Raw genomic sequence first — 18,491 nt, 5'->3', positions numbered from 1 at the left:
GTGCCTGGCACAAACCTGACCCGCGACGAGGCTCAGCAGCGGGCGGCGCTGCTCAGCGTCGACTCGTACGAGATCGATCTCGACCTCTCCGGCGCGCAGGGTGGGGGTACCTCCCGCTCGAGCGAAGCCGAGGGCGGGGGAGGCACCTACCGGTCCGTGACCACGGTGCGCTTCGACGTCGCGGAGAACGGCGCCACGTCCTTCATCGACCTGGTGGCCCCGACCGTCCACGAGGTGACCCTCAACGGCGACGCGCTGGACCCGGCGGAGGTCTTCGCGGACTCCCGGATCGCGCTCCCCGGCCTGCTGGAGGGCCGCAACATCCTGCGGGTCGTGGCCGACTGCGCGTACACCAACACGGGTGAGGGTCTGCACCGGTTCGTCGACCCGGTCGACGAACAGGCTTACCTGTACACCCAGTTCGAGGTCCCGGACGCCCGCCGCGTCTTCGCGTCGTTCGAGCAGCCGGACCTGAAGGCCACCTTCCAGTTCACCGTGAAGGCCCCGAGCGGCTGGACCGTCATCTCCAACTCGCCGACGCCGGAGCCCAAGGACGACGTCTGGGTCTTCGAGCCGACGCCCAGGATCTCGACGTACATCACGGCGCTCATCGTCGGCCCGTACCACTCCGTGCACAGCGTGTACGAGAAGGACGGGCAGAGCGTGCCGCTCGGCATCTACTGCCGGCCGTCGCTCGCCGAATACCTGGACTCCGACGCGATCTTCGAGGTCACCCGGCAGGGATTCGACTGGTTCCAGGAGAAGTTCGACTACGCGTACCCGTTCGAGAAGTACGACCAGCTGTTCGTACCGGAGTTCAACGCGGGCGCGATGGAGAACGCGGGCGCGGTGACCATTCGCGACCAGTACGTCTTCCGCTCGAAGGTGACGGACGCCGCGTACGAGGTCCGCGCCGAGACCATCCTCCACGAACTGGCCCACATGTGGTTCGGCGACCTGGTGACGATGGAGTGGTGGAACGACCTGTGGCTGAACGAGTCGTTCGCCACCTACACGTCGATCGCCTGCCAGGCGGACGCCCCGGGCTCGCGCTGGCCGCACTCGTGGACCACGTTCGCCAACTCCATGAAGACCTGGGCGTACCGGCAGGACCAGCTGCCGTCCACGCACCCGATCATGGCGGAGATCCGCGACCTGGACGACGTGCTCGTCAACTTCGACGGCATCACCTACGCGAAGGGGGCTTCCGTCCTGAAGCAGCTCGTCGCGTACGTCGGCCAGGACGAGTTCTTCCGGGGCGTGCAGGCGTACTTCAAGGCGCACGCGTTCGGCAACACGCGCCTGTCCGATCTGCTGGGCGCCCTGGAGGAGACCTCCGGCCGCGATCTGAAGGCCTGGTCGAAGGCGTGGCTGGAGACGGCCGGCATCAACGTCCTGCGCCCGGAGATCGAGACGGACGAGCACGGCGTCATCACCTCCTTCGCGATCCGCCAGGAGGCCCCGGCGCTGCCGACCGGCGCGAAGGGCGAGCCGACGCTGCGCCCGCACCGCATCGCGGTCGGCCTGTACGAACTGGACGACGACAGCGGCAAGCTGGTCCGGGATGAGCGGGTCGAGCTGGACGTCGACGGTGAACTGACCGCCGTACCGCAGCTGGTGGGCAAGCGCCGCCCGGCCGTGGTCCTCCTCAACGACGACGACCTGTCGTACGCCAAGGTCCGCCTGGACGAGCAGTCGCTGGCCTTCGTCACCGAGCACCTCGGGGACTTCGAGTCCTCCCTGCCCCGTGCGCTGTGCTGGGCCTCGGCCTGGGACATGACCCGCGACGCCGAACTCGCGACCCGCGACTACCTGTCCCTGGTGCTCTCCGGCATCGGCAAGGAGTCCGACATCGGTGTCGTGCAGTCGCTGCACCGTCAGGTGAAGCTGGCGATCGAGCTGTACGCCGACCCGACGGCCCGCGAGGCGCTGCTGACCCGCTGGACGGACGCCACGCTCGCGCACCTGCGCGCGGCCGAGGCCGCCTCCGACCACCAGCTGGCATGGGCCCGCGCGTTCGCGGCGACCGCTCGCACCCCCGAGCAGTTGGACCTCCTGGAGGCCCTGCTGGAGGGGACGCAGACGATCGAGGGGCTGGCCGTCGACACCGAGCTGCGCTGGTCGTTCGTGCAGCGGCTCGCGGCGGTGGGCCGCTACGACGAGGCGGAGATCGCCGGCGAGTACGAGCGCGACAAAACGGCCGCCGGTGAGCGTCACGCGGCCACCGCGCGTGCCTCCCGCCCGACGCCCGAGGCCAAGGCCGAGGCCTGGTCCCAGGTCGTCGAGTCGGACGAGCTCCCCAACGCGGTCCAGGAAGCGGTCATCGGCGGCTTCGTCCAGACCGACCAGCGTGACCTCCTCGCCCCGTACACCGACAAGTACTTCGAGGTCGTCAAGTCCATCTGGGATTCCCGCTCCCACGAGATCGCCCAGCAGATCGCGGTCGGCCTGTACCCGGCCGTCCAGGTCTCGACGGACACCCTCCACAAGACCGACACCTGGCTGACCACGGCCGAGCCCAACGCTGCCCTGCGCCGCCTGGTCTCGGAGTCCCGCTCGGGCGTCGAACGCGCCCTGAGGGCACAGGCCGCGGACGCGGCGGCGCCCTCGGAGTGACGAGGGGCTCTGCCACGACGGCGGGGGGCGCCCGGTGACTTCACCGGGCGCCCCCGCCGTTGCCGTCACCGGTGGGTGCGGTCCCGGTCGGCACGACCGACGAGCGGCACTCCCGGCAGTCGTCCGCCTGACGGCGACGGCGTCGGGGTCGGGGTCGGGGGTGCCAGGAGGCCGGTGGGGCGCGGCCGGAGCTGGCCCAGGACGGTCGCGCCGAAGGCGACGGCCATGCCCAGGAGCTGCAGGGGTGTGAGGGCCTGCCCGAGGGCCGCCCAGCCGACCACGGCCGCCGTCAGGGGGGAGAGCGGGCCGAGGAAGGTGACCTGGGTGGCGGAGAGCCGGCCGATGCCCCGGAACCAGAGCCAGTAGGAGACGGCGGTGTTGGCGAGGGCCAGGTAGAGGTAGCCGCCGATCGCGCGGCCGTCCAGGGCCGGGGGCGCGCCCTCGACGAGCAGGGCGAGCGGGGCGATCAGGAGGCCACCGGCGGTCAGTTGCCATCCGGTCAGGGCGAGGGGGCCGACACCGGCGGGGCGGCCCCAGCGCTTGGTGAGGACGGTGCCGGTGGACATGGAGGCGGTGGAGGCGAGCGCCGCGACGACGCCGACCGTGTCCAGCGCCCCCGCCGCCTTCAGGACGACCAGGCTGACGCCGAGGGCCGCCGCGATCCCGGTGAGCAGCGTGCGGACGGTCGGCCGCTCCCCCAGCAGCACGGTCGCCAGGCCCGCGACGAACAGCGGGCCGACCGAACCGACGACCGCCGCCATACCGCCCGGCAGCCGGTACGCGGAGAGGAAGAGCAGCGGGAAGAAGGCACCGATGTTCAGCGCGCCCAGCACCGCGGCCTTCCCCCACCAGACCCCGCGCGGCAGTGTGCGCGAGAGCGCCAGGAGCAGCAGACCTGCCGGAAGCGCGCGCACCAGGCCCGTGAACAGGGGCCGGTCGGCGGGCAGGAACTCCGTCGTCACCGCGTACGTGGTGCCCCAGGAGATGGGAGCGAGCGCGGTCAGGGCGATGACAGGGAGACGGCTCGCGGCCTGCGGGGTGGTGTGCGCGGTGTGCGCGGTCATGGGACGCGTCCTTCGCGGCGTTGGAAAGGGGCTTGATCGGCCGAGTTAGCTTGCTGGCAATTAGCTTAGCGCTAAGCAACTTTCCGTCAAGCCACTTTCTTGCGGCCGACCCGTCGCCGTCCGATACTCACCCCATGAACCCGCGTTCCGAGCCCGGCCGGCCCCTCCGCGATCCCGTCGACGCGATCATCGACCAGTGGGCGGCCGCGCGGCCCGACCTCGACACCACCGCCATGGAGGTGTTCGGCCGCGTCAACCGGCTCTCGCGCACCCTCGGCGACCGGATGGAGAAGGTCTACGCGCGGTTCGGGATCTCGCGCGGCGAGTTCGACGTGCTCGCGACCCTGCGGCGGTCCGGCGAGCCGTTCACGCTCTCGCCGCGTCAGCTCTCCGCCACCCTCATGCTCACCACCGGCGGCATGACCGGCCGCCTCGACAAGCTGGAACGCGCGGGCCTCCTGCGCCGCTCCCCCGACCCGCACGACCGCCGCGCTCTCCAGGTCACCCTCACCGACGAGGGCCTGCGCCTGGCCGACGAGGCACTCGGAGCGGGCCTCGCCGTCCAGACCGAGGCCCTCGCCCACCTGAACGACGAACAGGCCGGCCAACTGGCCGACCTGTTGAGGCTGCTGGTGGTGGGCACGGGGTCCTGAGCGTCGCCCGAACCACCCGTCAGGCAGCCGCGCCCAGCGCGGCCGCTCCCAGCCACTCCGCCAGCGCCTCCCCGACCGCCGCGTCGTCCGCGCCCTCCGCAGCCCAGGCCACGTAGCCGTCGGGACGGACGAGGACGGTGGTACGGCGGTCGCTCGTCCAGGTCGCCACGGCGAGACGGTCCCCGAGGGTGCCGAGGGCACGGGGCCGGTCCGCGCCACGCGGGCCGATGAGGACGAACCGGCCGCCGCGCAGGGACTCGTAGAGGCGGCCGGTGCTGAGGGCGACGTCCGGTACGCGGGTGCCGACCAGGCGGTGGGCGCCGCGCGGGGCGGGGTACCGGTAGCCGATGCCGGTGATCTGGCCGATCGCGCGGGTGCGGGCCGGGGGCACGTGGTTGACGAAGGTGGTCAGGGCGGCGCGCAGCGCCAGCGCCCAGGGGGACTTGGCCATGGCGAGACGGACGATGCCGCCGCTGCTGCGGAGCACGGCCCTGCCGACGGGGTGGCGTTCGGCCTCGTAGCTGTCGAGCAGAGCCGGGTCCGCGTGGCCGCCCAGGACGGCGGCGAGCTTCCAGCCGAGGTTCGCGGCGTCCTGGAGGCCGGTGTTCATGCCCTGTCCGCCGGCCGGGGTGTGGACATGGGCCGCGTCACCGGCGAGGAAGACCCGGCCGACCCGGTACGCGGGGGCCTGGCGCTCGTCGCAGTGGAAACGGGACATCCAGCGGGCGTCCCGCATGCCGTAGTCGCGACCGAGCGCCAGTCGGGTGATCTCCCTGACCTCGTCGAGGTCGAGCGGCTCGCTGTCGGGCACGTCGCGGCCCCGGTGCCAGCCGATGACCCGGTGGTAACCGTCACCGAAGGGCGCGATGAAGGCGAAGGCGTCGCCGACCGCGTTCGCGGTCAGCGCCTCGTCCGGCTGCTCGTCGAGCCGTACGTCCGCGAGGACCACGGAGCGGATGACGGACTTCCCCGGGAACGGCAGCCCGACCGCCTCGCGTACCGCGCTGCGGTGTCCGTCCGTCCCGACGACGTACGCGGCGGTCAGCCGGTCCGTCCCGCCGTCCGCCGTCCGCACGTCGACCGCGACACCGCCGGCGTCCCCGGCTCCGCCCGCGCTCCCGCCCTGCTCGACCGCCGTCACCTCCGTCTCGTACCGGAACCGCACGCCGGCCTCCACCGCCCTCCGCTCCAGGACCTTCTCGACCTCGTACTGCGGGATCACCAGGAGGTGGTTGAAGCGGGACGGGAGGGTGTCGAGGCGGACGGAGAGACGTCCGAAGAGGGCGATGCGGTCGAGGGGCCGGCCCTCGGCCTCCAGGGCGTCGGCGATGCCCCGGGCGTCGAGCTGCTCCAGGGTGCGGGCGTGCGCGACGAAGGCCCTGGAGAGGTTGCTGATCCGGTGCTGGCGCTTCTCGACGAGGGTGACGGGGACGCCGACGGCGGCGAGGTCGCCGGCCAGCAGCAGTCCGGTGGGACCGGCGCCCACCACGATGACGCCCCGGGGGTCCCGGGCGTCCTGGGCGCCCTGGCTGCGAGGGATGGGAGAGGTGTTGTCGTCGCGCTTGCCGTTCATGGCGGCCTCCTGCCAACACGTGTTGGTCAACGGTTGTTGGCCAACGCCTGTTGTCAACGTAGAGAGTCACCCCTGGACTGTCAACAAGTGTTGGCCTACGTTTGTGGGCATGACCGACACGGAACCCGCGCCCGCAGCGCCACCCGCACCTCCCGAACGGGCACCCCGCCGCTCCGACACCACCCGGCACGCGATCCTCCAGGCGGCGCGCGAGCGGTTCGCGGCCGACGGGTACGAGCGGGCCACCATCCGCGCGATCGCCAGGGACGCGCGGATCGATCCGTCGATGGTCATGCGGTACTACGGCTCGAAGGAGGGGCTGTACGCGGCTGCCCTCGACGTCGATCTGCGGCTGCCGGACCCGGACGCGTTCGACGCGCGGGACGTGGGCCGGCTGCTGGTGAGCCACTTCCTCGACCTCTGGGAGGAGAACGAGATGCTCACCGCGATGCTCCGGGTCGGCACCACCAACCAGGCGGGCGCGGAACGGATGCAGGGGGTCTTCCGGGACCAGTTGCTGCCGCTCGCCCGGCATGTGTGCCCCCACCCGGAGCAGGCGGCGACCCGGGCGGCCCTCTGCGCGTCACAGGTGCTGGGGCTGGCACTGACGCGTTACGTCCTGCGCTTCGGGCCGACCGTGGCGCTGAGCCGCGAGGAGATCGAGCAGTGGATGGGGCCGACGGTGCAGCGGTATCTCACGGCCCACCGGGCGTAGCCCCGGAGCGGGTCGAACGCGTCGAGGGTGAACGCGTCGAGGGTGAACGCGTCGAGGGCACCCCTCGGCGCGCTGGTGCGCGAAGGGTGCCCTCGTGGAAACGTGTGGAGAAGGAGGGAGCGGAGGCGGTCAGGCCTTCGCCTTGGCCTTCGGCTGACGGTCCGTGGACCTGTCCAGGACCATGACGAGGCCCGTGATCACCGCGAACAGGGCGAGCGGGGCCACGACGAAGAGGCCGAGCGTCTCGATCACGCTGAGGCCCGGGCCCGGGTCGTCGCCGTCGTCGGGCGTCAGCGCGAGGGCGGGGGACGACATGAGCAGCATCATCAGCGTCGTACCGGCAGCCAGGGCGCCGGCGCGCAGGGCGTTCTTCTTGTCCACGCGCTAAAGGTAACGAACGTGGGTGAGCCGCGCGCGGGCGGGGGGCGCCTTGCGGCTTCCAGGGGCGCCTGACAGCTCGGGGGTGCGGGTTTCGTTTGCGGCCGCGGGTGCGTCGTGGTTGCTCGCGCAGTTCCCCGCGCCCCTGAAAAAGCAGGGGCTACGCCCCGTGCTTTTTCAGGGCCTTGAAGGCCGCAGGCCCTCAAGGGGCGAACTGCGCGAGAAGCCCCACTCACCCGCGGCCGCAAACGAAACCCGCACCCCCGAGCCCTCAGCCGCCCCCACCCACCCCCCGCAACACATCCACCAACGCGTACAACCGAGGCGACGCCGCCAGTTCCTCCAGCGTCACCGGCCGCCCCGCCGCGTCGGCGATCGGCAGGCGCCAGTTCGGATACTGGTCCCACGTGCCCGGCAGGTTCTGCGGGCGGCGGTCGCCGAGCGTGTCGGGGAGCCAGAGGCCGATCATGCGGGCCGGGGTGCGGACCAGAAAGCGGTGGAGGGCCTGGATCTGGGCCTCCTCGGAGGTCGAGGAGATGCCGCCACCGGCCCCGTCCAACAACCCCAGCCGGGCGAGGAGGGCGAGCCATTCGCCCGCGTCGGCGGCCGCCTCCGCCCGTTCCTCGTCCAGGGAGCGAGTGAGCAGCCCGAGGCCGTGGCGCAGGTCGACGTGGTCACAGGTCAGCCGGGAGGCGGTGGGCGGGAGGTCGTGGGTGGTGGCGGTGGCGAGACAGTTCGCCCGCCAGCGTTCGGGCGGGAGGGGGCGACCCGTGCCGTCCCAGTCACGTTCGAACCAGAGGACGGACGTGCCCAGCACACCGCGGGCGTCGAGCGCCTCGCGTACGCCGGGCTCGACCGTGCCCAGGTCCTCGCCGATCACCAGGGCCCCGGCCCGTTCGGCCTCCAGGACCAGGATCGCGAGCATGGCGTCGGCGTCGTAGCGGACGTACGTGCCTTCGGTCGGGGCCTCGCCCTGCGGGACCCACCAGAGGCGGAACAGCCCCATGACGTGGTCGATGCGGAGGGCGCCCGCGTGGCGCAGCAGGGCGCGCAGGAGGCGCCGGTAGGGGGCGTATCCGGACGCGGCGAGGCGGTCGGGGCGCCAGGGGGGCAGGCCCCAGTCCTGGCCCCGGGAGTTGAAGGCGTCGGGGGGCGCGCCGACGGACATGCCGGCCGCGAAGTACTCCTGCTGGGCCCAGGCGTCGGCGCCGCCGGGGTGGACCCCGACCGCCAGGTCGTGCACCAGGCCGATCGGCATCCCGGCGTCGCGCGCGGAGCGCTGCGCGGTGCCGAGTTGGGCGTCGGTGAGCCAGGCCAGACGGGTGTGGAAGTCGACGCGGTCCATCAACTCGGCACGGGCGCGGGCCGTTTCGGCGGAGCGCGGGTCACGCAGGCCCGTGGGCCAGCGCGACCAGTCGGAGCCGTGGACCTCGGCGAGCGCGCACCAGGTGGCGTGGTCCTCCAGCGCCTGGCCCTCCTCGGCCAGGAAGTCGCAGTACGCGGCCCGCCGCCCGGGACCGAGCGGTACGGCGCGCACCAGTTCCAGCGCCGCCCGCTTGAGGTCCCACACCGCGTCCCGGTCGATCAGTTCGCCCTTGGCCAGAACGGATTCCCGCAGGCGGGCGGCCCGCTCCAGCAGCGCGCCGAGGCGGTCGCGGTCGTCCGGGGACGAGGCGGTGGCGGCCTCCGACAGGGCGTACGGGTATTCCGGTACGTCCTCCACGCGCAGGTGCACGGGGTCCGGATAGCGACGGGAGGAGGGGCGGTAGGGGGAGGGGTCGGTGGGGTCGCCGGGTACGGCCGCGTGCAGCGGGTTGACCTGGATGAATCCGGCACCCAGGGCGCGGCCGGCCCAGGCGGAGAGCTCGGCGAGGTCCCCCAGGTCGCCCATGCCCCAGCTGCGCCGCGAGAGGAGGGAGTAGAGCTGGACGAGGAGGCCGTACGTACGGCCGGGCGGGGCGGGCAGCCGGGCAGGGGCCACGACCAGGTGGGCCTCGGCGGTGCGGCCGTCGGGGGCGGTGGCGCGCAGGGTGTGCACGCCCGGGGGCAGCTTCTCCGCCGTGGGGCGGACCTCACCCTGTTCCGTCTCGACGCGCAGCCGGGTGCCCTCCGGGAGGGCGGTCAGCGCGGCGGGGGGTTCGCCGTCGGCCCAGTGGACCACGGTGGGCGGCAACAGCCGTGCGGCCAGCTCCCGTTCGCGCGCGGTGAGAGCGGTGCGCACGGCCTCGGGGGTGCTCGCGTCGACGTCCAGCGCGGCGAGGACGGCCACGACCGCGCCGTCCGAGGCCGCGACCGTACGGTCCGGTGAGGGGCTGTAGGAGGTGGCGACGCCGTGCAGGGCGGCGAGCCGGGCCAGTGGGGTCCCGGGCGTCGGGCTCGGACCCCCTGGATCTTCTGTCATCTAGACCCCCGATGCGGCGCCGTGGGACGTGGGTTCACTGGTGAGGGGAGCCGCGTCGGCGAGGGGCGGCTCGCTGGTGAGCGGGGCCGCGTCCGGGAGCGGCGGCTCGCTGGTGAGAGGAACGTCGGCGCAGGGCCCCTCGGCGCTGAAGACACAGACGTGGGGCTCGTGGAGCTCGTAGGGCTCCGCCTCGCGTTTGGAGCGGGCCTGGGTCGGGAGGGGGGTGAACGTGGCCACGGGGGCCTCCTAGTCGTCGTACGGCGATGAGGTGCGGGTCCGGGGTACTCCAGCCCTACCCAGTGGGCGCCGCCGCAGACGTGGGTGGGCGGACATCGTGGTGTTGCTCACTCGCAGGCGTGGTCGGAATCCACCCTCCGTCCGCTATTCACTCAGTACATATACTCAGTGCATACTGAAGGGCATGAGCACCCGTCACATCCTGTTGGGGCTGCTCGCCGGCGGGCCGAGCCATGGCTACGACCTCAAGCGACGGCACGACGAACGCTTCCCGCAGGCCCGACCGCTGGCCTACGGGCAGGTCTACACGACCCTGCAACGACTGGTCCGCGACGGCCTGGCCGAGGTCGAGGGCACCGAGGCGGACAGCGGTCCGGAGCGGACGATGTACCGCTCGACGGACGAGGGGGCGCGCGAGCTGGCCAAGTGGGCCGGGGAGATCACCGCGCCCGCGCCGTTCGTGACGAACGAGATCTTCGCCAAGCTCGTCGTCTCGATCCTCGCCGACGGCGACCCGGCCGCCTACCTACGGGCGCAGCGCGCCGCGCACATGGCGCGCATGCGCGAGCTGACCGCCGTGAAGACCGCGCCGGGCGCCGACCTCTCGACCGTGCTCGCGGCGGACTACGCCCTCAACCATCTCGACGCCGACCTCCGCTGGATGAACACCACCGCGGCCCGGCTGACCACCCTGACCGCGGAGGTAGACGCAGCATGAACGAGAAGAACGCCGGCCCCGCGCCGTTGCTCACGGCCCGCGAACTGGTCAAGGAGCACGGCAGGACCCGGGCGCTGCGGGGTGCCTCGGTGGAGCTGCGGGAGGGCGAGATCCTCGCCGTCACGGGAGCCAGCGGCAGCGGGAAGTCCACGTTGCTGCACTGCCTGGCGGGCATCGTCCGGCCGGACGAGGGCTCCGTGGCGTACGCCGGGAAGCGGCTCGACCAACTCCCCGAGAAGGAACTCAGCGAACTGCGCCGGACGGACTTCGGGATCGTCTTCCAGTTCGGGCAGCTGATACCCGAGCTGACGGCCGTCGACAACGTCGCGTTGCCGCTGCTGCTGGCCGGCACGGACCGCAGGGCCGCGCGGGAGCGGGCCGGCGAGTGGCTGGAGCGGTTCGGTGTGCGGGGGCAGGAGGAGCAGCGGCCCGGGGAGATGAGCGGCGGCCAGGCGCAGCGGGTGTCGCTGGCGCGGGCACTGGTGACCGCGCCGAAGGTGGTGTTCGCGGACGAGCCGACCGGCGCGCTGGACTCCCTGGCGAGCGAGCAGGTGATGGCGGCGCTGACGCACGCGGCCCGTGAGTCCGGTACGGCGGTGCTGCTGATCACGCACGACGCCCAGACCGCGGCGTACGCGGACCGGGAGGTCACGCTGAAGGACGGCGTCGTGGTGTCGGAGGCCGACGTGACGCTGGAGGTGTCCCGGTGACGGAGCTGAGGAACGATCTGCGCCTGGCTCTTCTGTTGACGCGGGGCTCGGACCGGCGGGAGTGGTGGCGGGTGGCGCTCACGGGGACGGGGGCGGCCCTGGCGACGGCGTTCGGCCTGGCGGCGGGAGTGCTGGCCTCCCTGACGGGCCGCTACCGGGTGGACATGGCCGCCGGGCTGCTGAACAACCCCGGGGAACGCTCCGGGGTGATCGTGACCCTGCTGTTCCTGCTGGTCCCGGTCCTCGGCTTCCTCGGCCAGTGCACCCGGGTGGGCGCCGTCCACCGGGACCGGCGGCTGGCCGGACTTCGGCTGGCCGGCGCGTCGGCGGGCCAGGTGCGCCGGATCGCGGCGCTGGAGACGGGGCTGGCCTGCCTGGCCGGCTCGCTGGTCACGACGGTCGCCTTCGTGGTGTTCCTGCTGAGCGAGTGGCGGAGTCCCACCGTCGCCGCCTGGATCGTGATCGCGCTGGTGGCGCTGGGCGTGCCGGTGCTGGGTGCCCTGGTGAGCGTTCTGGCGCTGCGCCGGGTGGTGGCCTCGCCGCTGGGCTGGGTGCGCCGGACCACGTCGCACACCGGCCGGGGGCCCGGGTGGGTGTTCCTGGGAGCGGTGGCTCTGCTGATCCTCGTGGCGCTCGTCGCCGTCGCCGTCACCAACGTGGACGCGCCCGGTTATCGGACCAGCCTCGCCCCGCTGACCTTCTGCGGCGCGCTGCTCGCGGTGGGCGCGGGTGCGGTGCTGCTGTCCGGCGTGGTCTCGGCCCTCCTCGGGCGGCTGCTCGCGAGGCGCACCGGGAACCCGGCGGTGCTGATCGCCGCCGAGCGGCTGCGTGAGGACCCGTGGGCGGCGGCCCGTACCCACGCGGCCGTCCTGATGGGGGCCGTGGTCGGCAGCGGATACATCGGGGTGCGACAGGCACTGGTCGCGCAGATCGCCCGGGTCGACAACCTTGCCGAGAGGGACGCCTTCTACATGACGGGCCTGAACTTCACGGCCGCCGCCATCCTCATCGGCTTCGCCGTCACCCTGTTCGGGCTGGCCGTCGGCACCGCCGAGTCGCTCGCCACCCGCCGCCGGGGCCTGGCCGCGCAGGTCGCCGCCGGGGTGCCGTACGAGGTGCTGGGCCGGGCCCTGCTCCTGGAGACCGCGCTGCCGCTGGCGCCCTCGGTACTGGTGGGCGGGGCCGCCGGCACGACGATCGCCTTCGTGTACGCCACGGCCATGGGCGGCACCTCGGTCCTGCCGTTCGGGGCGCTGCTGGTGCCCGTCGCGATCTACGGCGCCTGTCTCCTCGCGGCGGCCACCTCCCTGCCGCTGCTCAGGCGGACGATCCGGCCCACGGAGCTGCGGTACGCGTGACGGAGGGCGCATCGGACCCGGCGTCCCGGGAGGCCACGGGGGGCTTCCTGGGACGCCGTCGAACGAGTGTGCTGACCCAGTGCGGCGGCACCGGGAGTGATGCCGCCTACTTCGCCGCCGGCGCGATCGGCGTCGCCCGTTCCGACTGGGGCGAGGCCGTGTTGGCGTAGACCGACGGGGCGGACACCGCGGCGCTCGGGTCGTCCGTGTCGTCGGCCGCGGCGGCCGGCGCCCCGCCCACGATGCGGATGTCGGCCCCGTCGAACGCCTTCTTGATGCGCCAGCGCAGCTCGCGTTCGACCGTGAGGGCCTTGCCGGGCATCGTCTTGGCGGAGACGCGGACGACCATCGAGTCCAGGAGCACGTCGTCGAGGCCGAGGACCTCGATGGGGCCCCACAGGAGCTCGTTCCACGGCTCCTCCCTGCTCATCGCCTCGCTGACCTCCATCAGGGTGCGGCGGACCTTGTCGAGGTCCTCGTCGTAGCGGACGGTGACGTCGACGCCGGCCGTGGCCCAGCCCTGGGAGAGGTTGCCGATGCGCTTGACCTCGCCGTTGCGGACGTACCAGATCTCACCGTTGTCGCCGCGCAGCTTGGTGACGCGCAGGCCGACCTCGATGACCTCGCCGGAGGCGACGCCCGCGTCGACGGTGTCACCGACGCCGTACTGGTCCTCCAGGATCATGAAGACGCCGGAGAGGAAGTCCGTGACCAGGTTCCGGGCGCCGAAACCGATGGCGACGCCCGCGACACCGGCGGAGGCCAGCAGCGGGGCCAGGTTGATCTCGAAGGTGGCGAGGACCATCAGGGCGGCGGTACCCAGGATCAGGAAGGACGCGACCGAGCGCAGGACCGAACCGATGGCCTGGGAGCGCTGCCGGCGGCGCTCCACGTTGACCAGCAGACCGCCGAGAGTGCCGCCCTCGACGCCGGGGACGGAGCGGTTCATCCGGTCTATGAGCTTGGTGATCGCCCGCCGGACGAACACTCTCAGCACCGCCGCTATGACCACGATCAGCAGGACGCGGAGACCGATGGCCAGCCATGTGGACCAGTTCTCCTCCACCCAGCTGGCGGCGTTGGTCGCGCTCTCCTGGGCGTCCTCCAGCGACGGCACGGCCGGTGTCGTCGCCGTCTCCGAGGGGGACGGCGACGGCGTGGCGGCGGCCAGTAGGAGGGGCAGGGAAGAAACGGACGACACGGCGGATACCTCCAGGTGCGATATCTGCCCTCCGGTGCGGCGGTCAAGATCCGTCAGGTCACGGATGGGTCACCGGACGGGCAGACCCACCACACTAACGGGGCATTGTGTGGAGGTCGTCGCCATGTTCGAGGGAGACAAGGCGCTCACCAGGGAGTGAAGGGCGCACGCGGCGGGGGATGAATGAGGTGTGGTCGAAAACACTCCCAGCCCGTTACCGGGACATGGTGGCGCTTCCACCAGGCCGGAGGAGAGACTGACTACGGATCGTCCACGGCGCGAGCCACGCGCCGCCGGCGTACAAGGAGGCATCCGTGCCGCACGTCCTGGTCCTCAACGCGTCGTACGAGCCGCTCGGCGTCGTACCGCTCCGCCGCGCGCTCGTCCTCGTCCTGGAGAACAAAGCCGTCTCCCTGGAAGAATCCGGCGCCTATCTGCACAGCGCGACCGTCACAGTCCCCGCACCCAGCGTGGTCCGGCTCAAGCGATTCGTCCGGGTTCCCTATCGGGGGCCCGTTCCTCTGACCCGTAGGGCGCTGTTCGCCCGCGACGGGGGCCGGTGCATGTACTGCGGTGGCGTCGCAACCAGCGTCGACCACGTCATCCCGCGCAGCCGCGGGGGCAAGCACGTCTGGGACAACGTCGTCGCGTCGTGCCGCCGCTGCAACCACGTCAAGGCCGACCGCCATCTCGTCGAGATCGGCTGGCGGCTCCGCCACAAACCCGCACCGCCCACCGGGCTGGCCTGGCGCATCATCGGCACGGGCCATAGGGACCCGCGCTGGCTGCCCTACCTGCAGCCGTACGGCGCGGACGACGCGTTGGCCCGGATCGACGGCATCTCCGCCTGACGGTCCGGGTTTTTGCATGGCCGGGCGCCCTCGCCGCGGGGCACCCGGCACCCTGCGGCCGCCTGCAGTCGGCCGCCTGCAGTCGGCCGTCGACAAGGAGCCTTCCGGAACGCCCGCGTCCGGTTGACCTGCGTCTTCTTCACCGCCTTCACAGGTACCCCGCATTCCCTCCGCACCCATGATCGCCTAGTGTCACCCCATCAGCGGGCCCTTGTTCTGGAGCGCAACGCCCAGGGGCCCGCTGCGAATGTGGGGACTCATGCGCAAGCTCGCCATCAGCGCCGCCGTGTCCGGCGCCCTGGCTCTCACCGGCCTGGCCGCGCCCGCCGCGCTGGCCGACTCGCCGGATCTGACCTTCGGTGCCGTCACGGTCAACAACGGCAAGCCGATCGCGGTCGGGACCAGGGCCGCGGTGACCGTGCCGGTCACGTACAGCTTCACCAGGCCGGACGACCTCGTCATCGACTACAAGAACAACTTCCTGATAGTCGCCCTCTACCGGGGCCCGTTGGCGGAGACCGACAACGCCGTCGAGGCCGGCTCGAAGCCCGTCTGCACCACGACCGCGACGACGGACACCACGGTGACCGAGTCCTGCGCGGCGAAACTGACCATCGACCCGCGGGACAACCTCTACACGGCCGCGGACGCCACCACCTGGAAGGCCGCCGCCCTCTACAGCCAGACGGCGATCGACCTCGACGAGTCCGACGGCCACATCAGCCTCCACACCGGCATCGACGTGTGGGGCAACCTCGGCACCGCCAAGCTCCAGCGGATCTCCAGGGTCACCGTCAACGCCACCCCGGAGCCGGCCGTCAAGGGCCGCACCCTGACCGTCAAGGGCAAGCTCACCCGTGCCGACTGGAACACCGGTACGTACGCGGGCTACAAGGGCCAGAAGGTCACCCTGCAGTTCAAGGCGAAGGGTGCCACCGCCTACACCGACGTCAAGACGGTGACCTCCGGCGCGGGCGGGGCCCTGTCCACCACCGTGAAGGCGTCGAAGGACGGCTCGTACCGCTACAAGTTCGCCGGTACGTCCACCACCACGGCGAAGACGTCCGCGGCGGACTACGTCGACGTGAAGTAGCACCACCGCCCGCGACGCGGGCATCCGGTCCCCGGGCGACGACTCCGCCGCCCGGGGGCTTTTTTCATGGCCGGATATTGACGCTCGCCTGGTCTAGTCCTATCGTCCTGGCATCCGATAGGAAACTTTCCTAACAGTTGGGCAGGTGGCGGACCCATGGCAGGAACCCCTCGCGTACTGCGCGCCATGAACGACCGCGCCGCACTCGATCTGCTGCTGGAGCACGGACCGCTCTCCCGGACCCGGCTCGGCAGGCTGACGGGGCTGTCCAAGCCGACCGCCTCTCAGCTCCTGGCCCGCCTCGAAGCCGCCGGACTCGTGGTCGCCACGGGCACCGGCGGGGACGGACCCCGCGACGGCGGCCCCGGCGGCAGCGAATCGGGTACGGGCCGACCCGGCCCCAACGCCCAGCTCTACGCGGTCGACCCGACCGCCGCGTACGCCGCCGGCCTCGACGTCACCCCCGAACGCGTCCTGGCCGCCGTCGCCGACATCACCGGCCGCACGGTGGGCGAGCACGCCGTCCCCACCCCCGGACGCCACCCCGCCGAACCCGTCGTACGGCAGGTCACCACCGCCCTCGACGGGGCGGTCAAGGCCGCCGGACTCACCCGGTCCGACGTGCACCGGCTGGTCATCGGCACGCCGGGCGCCTTCGACCCCACCACCGGTCGGCTGCGGTACGCCTCGCACCTGCCCGGTTGGCACTCCCCCGCCCTCCTCGACGAACTCGCCGCCGCGCTGCCGATGCCGGTGGAGTACGAGAACGACGTGAACCTCGCCGCGCTGGCCGAACAGCGGCTGGGCGCGGCCAAGGGCCACGACGACTTCGTCCTGCTGTGGAACGAGGGCGGCCTCGGCGCCGCGGTCGTCCTCGGCGGGCGGCTGCACCGGGGGTTCACCGGGGGTGCCGGCGAGGTCGGCTTCCTGCCGGTCCCCGGGGTACCGCTGGTCCGCCATGTCACCAAGGCGAACAGCGGCGGCTTCCAGGAGCTCGCCGGTTCGCAGATCATTCCCCGGCTCGCCCGCGAGCTGGGGATCTCCGACCTCCCCGAGGGGCCGTACGCCGAGGTCGCGGCGGCGCTCGTCGCCCGTGCGGCCGAGGTCGACTCCGGCCCTCACCGTCAACTTCTGGCCACGTACGCCACAGGCGTCGCGACCGGACTGGCCTCGCTCGTGTCCGTGCTCGACCCCGAGCTGATCGTCCTCAGCGGTTCGGCGCTGGTCTCCGGCGGGGAGCCGTTGCGGGCTCTCGTGGAGGCCGAGCTGGGAGAGCTGGCCGCCGCCCGGCCGCGGCTCGTCCTCGGTGCCGTACTCGAACAGCCCGTGCTGCGGGGGGCGTTGGAGAGTGCCCTCGCGACGACCCGCGACGAAGTCTTCGACACGTTGACGCTCCGCTGAGTCCGGGCCGCCCACGCCTGCTCTCCAGTGCTCTCCAGGTCGTTCACAGACCTCCGGTCCGTCGTGGCGGGTCGCGCCCACGCGGCGGAGCCGCACATCGATACAGCCCCGCGCCCCTGAATCGCCCGGGGCGCGCCCTTCCCCTCCCAGATCACCCTTCCTTCCCTCAGGAGACCCTGCCATGTCCGGAATATCCAAGAACGCGGCGATCACCCTCGCCGCCACCGCCTCCCTCGCGCTCCTCGCCACCGCCTGTACGGGGCAGTCCGGGTCCACCGCCTCCGACGACCCGAACGCCAAGACGACGATCACCTTCTGGCACGGGTGGAGCGCGCCCGGCGAGGCGAAGGCGATCCAGGCGAATGTGGACCGGTTCGAGAAGGAGCACCCGAACATCACGGTGAAGGTCGTCGGGAACATCAACGACGACAAGCTCAACCAGGCGCTGCGGGCGGGCGGTTCGAAGGGGCCGGACGTCGTGTCCTCGTTCACCACGTCCAACATCGGCAAGTTCTGCTCCTCCGGAGCCTTCGCCGATCTGAAGCCCTTCATCGAGAAGTCGAAGCTCGACCTCGACAAGATCATCCCGAAGCCGATGCTGGACTACACGCAGTTCGAGGGCACCCGGTGCGCGCTGCCGCTGCTCGGGGACGCGTACGGGCTGTACTACAACAAGGACGCGTTCGAGAAGGCCGGCGTCAAGGCTCCGCCGAAGACGTGGTCGGAGTTCGCGAAGGTCGCGAAGAAGCTGACCAAGACCAAGGGCGACGGCTACTCCCAGCTGGGCTTCATGCCGAACTACCACGGCTACGAAACGGTGGTGGACCACTACATGTCGCAGTGGGACCACGCCTACTTCGACGCTGACGGCAAGTCGAACATCGCCAAGGACCCGGCGTTCGCGGAGATGTTCACGTACCAGAAGAAGCTGGTGGAATCGCTCGGCGGCTTCGCGAAGCTGGAGAAGTACCGGAACACCTTCGGTGACGAGTGGGGGGCCAAGCACCCGTTCCAGACGGGCCAGGTGGCCATGCAGCTCGACGGTGAGTGGCGGCTCGGGATGGCCGAGGCGGCCGGGACCGACTTCGAGATCGGCACCGCGCCGATGCCCGTGGCCGACGACGAGGTGGACGAGTACGGCAAGGGCTTCCTCTCCGGCACGATCATCGGCATCGCCCCGCAGAGCCGGAAGCAGAACGCCGCCTGGGAGCTGGTGAAGTACCTGACGACCGACACCGGGGCCGTCGTCTCCTTCGCCAACGCCATCCACAACGTGCCGTCCACGTTCGCGGCCCTGAAGTCGCCCGACCTGAAGGTGGACGAGGGCTTCCAGACCTTCCTGGACATCGCCCAGAACGAGCACTCGAACACTCCGCCGGCCTCCGTCAACGGCTCCACGTACCAGACGACGCTGCAGGACTTCGGCTACCAGTACGAGTCCGGCAAGGTGACGGACCTCCAGAAGGGCCTGGAGAAGACCGCGAAGCAGATCGACACCGACATCGCGCAGGCGAAGTAGCGC

At 71.8% G+C, this 18,491-nt stretch carries 16 protein-coding genes; 10 read left to right on the top strand and 6 right to left on the bottom strand.

The genetic code is table 11. The annotated features are described in order from the left end of the window. On the top strand, positions 1-2,616 hold the full coding sequence (pepN, locus tag K1J60_RS28955) for an aminopeptidase N (protein WP_220648768.1): 2,616 nt from the start codon (positions 1-3) through the stop codon (positions 2,614-2,616). Between the two features lie 65 nt (positions 2,617-2,681). Here the strand turns inward: pepN and K1J60_RS28950 are convergent, their stop codons facing one another. Then, the gene (locus tag K1J60_RS28950) at positions 2,682-3,680 is read right to left on the bottom strand and encodes an EamA family transporter (protein WP_259407963.1); all 999 of its coding nucleotides are present in this window, start codon (positions 3,678-3,680) and stop codon (positions 2,682-2,684) included. Positions 3,681-3,814: 134 nt separating this feature from the next. On the opposite strand from K1J60_RS28950, the gene K1J60_RS28945 reads away from it, so the two are divergent. Further along, positions 3,815-4,333 carry a MarR family winged helix-turn-helix transcriptional regulator gene (locus tag K1J60_RS28945; RefSeq protein WP_220648767.1) on the top strand — a complete coding sequence of 173 codons (519 nt, stop codon included), beginning with the start codon at positions 3,815-3,817 and terminating at the stop codon, positions 4,331-4,333. A 19-nt stretch (positions 4,334-4,352) separates the two neighbouring features. Here K1J60_RS28945 and K1J60_RS28940 read toward each other — a convergent pair whose 3' ends face one another. Then, on the bottom strand, positions 4,353-5,906 hold the full coding sequence (locus tag K1J60_RS28940; protein ID WP_220648766.1) for an FAD-dependent monooxygenase: 1,554 nt from the start codon (positions 5,904-5,906) through the stop codon (positions 4,353-4,355). Between the two features lie 109 nt (positions 5,907-6,015). Here K1J60_RS28940 and K1J60_RS28935 point away from each other — a divergent pair, with 109 nt between their 5' ends. Further along, positions 6,016-6,621, top strand: coding sequence for a TetR/AcrR family transcriptional regulator (locus K1J60_RS28935; RefSeq protein ID WP_220648765.1), 606 nt, complete (start codon positions 6,016-6,018; stop codon positions 6,619-6,621). 129 nt (positions 6,622-6,750) lie between these two features. Here K1J60_RS28935 and K1J60_RS28930 read toward each other — a convergent pair whose 3' ends face one another. The 3 genes from K1J60_RS28930 to K1J60_RS28920 all read right to left on the bottom strand — a co-directional run bounded on the left by K1J60_RS28930 (position 6,751) and on the right by K1J60_RS28920 (position 9,637). Next, positions 6,751-7,002, bottom strand: coding sequence for a hypothetical protein (locus K1J60_RS28930; protein ID WP_220648764.1), 252 nt, complete (start codon positions 7,000-7,002; stop codon positions 6,751-6,753). Positions 7,003-7,270: 268 nt separating this feature from the next. Next, the gene (gene malQ, locus K1J60_RS28925) at positions 7,271-9,400 is read right to left on the bottom strand and encodes a 4-alpha-glucanotransferase (protein WP_220648763.1); all 2,130 of its coding nucleotides are present in this window, start codon (positions 9,398-9,400) and stop codon (positions 7,271-7,273) included. Beyond that, positions 9,401-9,637, bottom strand: a complete 237-nt coding sequence (locus tag K1J60_RS28920; RefSeq protein WP_220648762.1) for a hypothetical protein — start codon at positions 9,635-9,637, stop codon at positions 9,401-9,403. Between the two features lie 184 nt (positions 9,638-9,821). Between K1J60_RS28920 and K1J60_RS28915 the strand changes: the two genes are divergently transcribed. The 3 genes from K1J60_RS28915 to K1J60_RS28905 are packed head-to-tail and all read left to right on the top strand — an operon-like array spanning position 9,822 to position 12,423. Next, positions 9,822-10,355 carry a PadR family transcriptional regulator gene (locus K1J60_RS28915; RefSeq protein ID WP_220648761.1) on the top strand — a complete coding sequence of 178 codons (534 nt, stop codon included), beginning with the start codon at positions 9,822-9,824 and terminating at the stop codon, positions 10,353-10,355. After that, complete coding sequence (locus tag K1J60_RS28910; RefSeq protein WP_220648760.1) at positions 10,352-11,065, top strand: ABC transporter ATP-binding protein; 714 nt, start codon at positions 10,352-10,354, stop codon at positions 11,063-11,065. Before K1J60_RS28915 ends, K1J60_RS28910 begins: the two co-directional genes overlap by 4 nt. Further along, positions 11,062-12,423 (top strand): ABC transporter permease family protein, encoded by a 1,362-nt coding sequence (locus K1J60_RS28905; RefSeq protein ID WP_220648759.1) that lies wholly within the window; start codon positions 11,062-11,064, stop codon positions 12,421-12,423. The genes K1J60_RS28910 and K1J60_RS28905 overlap by 4 nt, the downstream gene beginning before the upstream one ends. Before the next feature lie 106 nt (positions 12,424-12,529). Here the strand turns inward: K1J60_RS28905 and K1J60_RS28900 are convergent, their stop codons facing one another. After that, the gene (locus K1J60_RS28900; RefSeq protein WP_220648758.1) at positions 12,530-13,624 is read right to left on the bottom strand and encodes a mechanosensitive ion channel family protein; all 1,095 of its coding nucleotides are present in this window, start codon (positions 13,622-13,624) and stop codon (positions 12,530-12,532) included. Positions 13,625-13,938: 314 nt separating this feature from the next. Here K1J60_RS28900 and K1J60_RS28895 point away from each other — a divergent pair, with 314 nt between their 5' ends. The 4 genes from K1J60_RS28895 to K1J60_RS28880 all read left to right on the top strand — a co-directional run bounded on the left by K1J60_RS28895 (position 13,939) and on the right by K1J60_RS28880 (position 18,488). Beyond that, positions 13,939-14,475: an HNH endonuclease gene (locus tag K1J60_RS28895; RefSeq protein WP_033526416.1), complete on the top strand. Its 537-nt coding sequence runs from the start codon at positions 13,939-13,941 to the stop codon at positions 14,473-14,475. Between the two features lie 259 nt (positions 14,476-14,734). After that, on the top strand, positions 14,735-15,568 hold the full coding sequence (locus tag K1J60_RS28890) for a hypothetical protein (RefSeq protein ID WP_220648757.1): 834 nt from the start codon (positions 14,735-14,737) through the stop codon (positions 15,566-15,568). A gap of 156 nt (positions 15,569-15,724) precedes the next feature. Next, positions 15,725-16,969: an ROK family transcriptional regulator gene (locus K1J60_RS28885; protein WP_220648756.1), complete on the top strand. Its 1,245-nt coding sequence runs from the start codon at positions 15,725-15,727 to the stop codon at positions 16,967-16,969. Between the two features lie 181 nt (positions 16,970-17,150). After that, positions 17,151-18,488 (top strand): ABC transporter substrate-binding protein, encoded by a 1,338-nt coding sequence (locus K1J60_RS28880; RefSeq protein WP_220648755.1) that lies wholly within the window; start codon positions 17,151-17,153, stop codon positions 18,486-18,488. The last annotated feature ends 3 nt before the right edge of the window (positions 18,489-18,491 follow it).

It is taken from the genome of Streptomyces akebiae, from assembly GCF_019599145.1.
Lineage (GTDB): Bacteria > Actinomycetota > Actinomycetes > Streptomycetales > Streptomycetaceae > Streptomyces > Streptomyces akebiae.
The sequence above is the reverse complement of the archived record's forward strand: the minus strand, read 5'-3'. Positions and strand labels throughout refer to the sequence as shown.